Source organism: Deltaproteobacteria bacterium, assembly GCA_009930495.1.
GTDB lineage: Bacteria > Desulfobacterota > Desulfovibrionia > Desulfovibrionales > Desulfomicrobiaceae > Desulfomicrobium.
The window spans coordinates 1-1,977 of record RZYB01000319.1; the positions used below are offsets into that span (position 1 = coordinate 1).

The following is a 1,977-nucleotide window of genomic DNA, read 5'->3' on the forward strand; positions in this document are numbered from 1 at the left end:
TCGCGTCCCAACCCAGCCGGACAAAGCGTCCCACGGCCCGAACCAGGGCCACGCCCTCTTCGGGCAGGGCCGAAACCTCTTCGGGCAGCGCGGCCGCCTGACCCTGGGCGATGCGCAGCGGGGCCACGACCGAAGTCGGGTCCACGCGGGTCCACGCCCCCTCCATCCAGACCTCGACCCAGGCGTGGGCCTCGGATTGGCGGACCATCAGGTACCCGCCCACGGGGTTTCGCTCCCCGCCCTGGTACCCGACCACGACCCTGGCCGGAACACCGGCCGCGCGCAGCAAAAAGGTCAGGGCCGAGGCGAAATGCTCGCAATACCCCTGACGGGACGTGAACAAGAAATGATCGATCAAATCGCCCTGGGATGGGCCCGGACGCAAGGTATAGGCAAAGCCGTCATGGGCGAACATGTCCAGGGCCACGTCCACCATCCGCCGGGTCGAATGACCGGCCGCCCGCCATTGTCCGGCCAGCTCCCTGGAGCGGCTGTTGCCGCCGGCGGGCAGATCGGTCCAACGGGCGTCGGGGCGGTCCTCGTCCAGGCGCGCCCCAGGGACGGAAATCATGTCATAGCGGATGCGCGAGCGTACCGGTCGCGGGGCTTCCAGGGTGCGGTCCGGCCCGAAAACGATTTTTTCAGGCGGGGAAACGGGCAGGTCCAGGGCGAAAAGCCAGCGCGCATTGTGCGGTTCCAGGGTCACAGTGTGGACCACCCGGCTGCCGGACGCCAGGGCTCGGATCAGGGCGTCCGCCTCTGCTGGCGGGCCTCCGGCCCGGAACCACCGCGTGCCGTCAAAGGAGTCCAGAACCAGTCCCCGCCAGTACAGGTCGGTCGTGTCCGGGATGGGCCCTGGAAAATCGACGCGAAAGGCCACGGCCCGGGACAGGGACAAACCGGCCACGGACCCGGGCTCCAGGGTTTCGCTGAACCCGCTGACCCCTTCGTCGCGGGAATCGTGCACGCCCCACAGGGCACCGGGCAGGCGTGGGAAAAAAATGAAAAGCAGTGCGGCCAGAGGCAGGGACTGGATCAACAGCGCCCCGCCCCGGCGCAGATCCGGCAGCAGGTCGGAGCGTTCCGAATGCAGGTGAACCAACGCCCCGGTAATCAGGATGACGCAGGCCAGCATATACGCGCTCATGGGCAGACTTTGGGCGTACAGAACGTTGGTCACGACCACGAAATAGGCCAGAAAAAGCAGGGCCAGCAGGTCCCGGACCGATTTGCCCTCCAGGGGCTTGAGGCCCAGCATCAGGGCCAGCAGGGCCACGCCAGCGTCCCGACCAAAGGTCCGACCGTGGGCCGCCACGACCAGGATCAGGCAGGCCAGAGCCAGAACCACGCGCATCCAGCGCGGCGGCACGGGCCACCCCCGAAACTGCATGGCCAGGGCATAGCTCCAGGCCGCGCCGACAAACACGGACACGAAAAGCGGCACATGGGCCAGATGCGGGCCAAAGGCCACGGCCACGGCCCCCAGCACAACGGCGAAACGGCGCTTGTCGTGGTTCATGCGTCCTCCGGCAACAGGGCCAGGGCTTCCAGGCACGCGTGGGCATGGGCGGCCCCGCTGCCCAGGGCGATCTCCCGGCCGGGCAGGCGCAGGCCGTAGGACAGCCCGCCGCGTTCCGCCTCCCGGACCATGCCGGCCAGACGGCTGATGCGTTCCTCGTAGGCTGCGGCCCGGACCAGCGTCCAATCCAGAAGCAGGGTCGAGCCCAGACCGGACACGAATTCCTTGGCGAACAGCCCCACCCCACGCGCCGAAGCCTTCCAGGACACACGCGACAGGCCGTCCTCGGGCCGGTACGGCCGGATGCCGCCGAACTCTCCGGCCAGCCCCTGCCCCGTGCCCGGCTGATCCTGGCTTCCGGCCTGAACCGCCCCGCTCTCGCGCAAATCCGTCGGGATGGGCTCGGGATAGACCAGGCCGCTGACCGGCAGAATGTTCGGAGACCAACACCGAAACAA

General features: G+C 68.5%; 2 protein-coding genes. Both read right to left on the minus strand.

Annotated elements, in window-relative coordinates; genetic code table 11:
• Positions 1-1,519: DUF3488 domain-containing protein (locus EOL86_14240; GenBank protein NCD26732.1), on the minus strand; the 1,519-nt coding region annotated here is incomplete at its 3' end.
• A complete protein-coding gene (locus tag EOL86_14245; GenBank protein NCD26733.1) occupies positions 1,516-1,977 on the minus strand; it encodes a DUF58 domain-containing protein in 462 nt (153 codons plus the stop codon). The genes EOL86_14240 and EOL86_14245, both read right to left, overlap by 4 nt.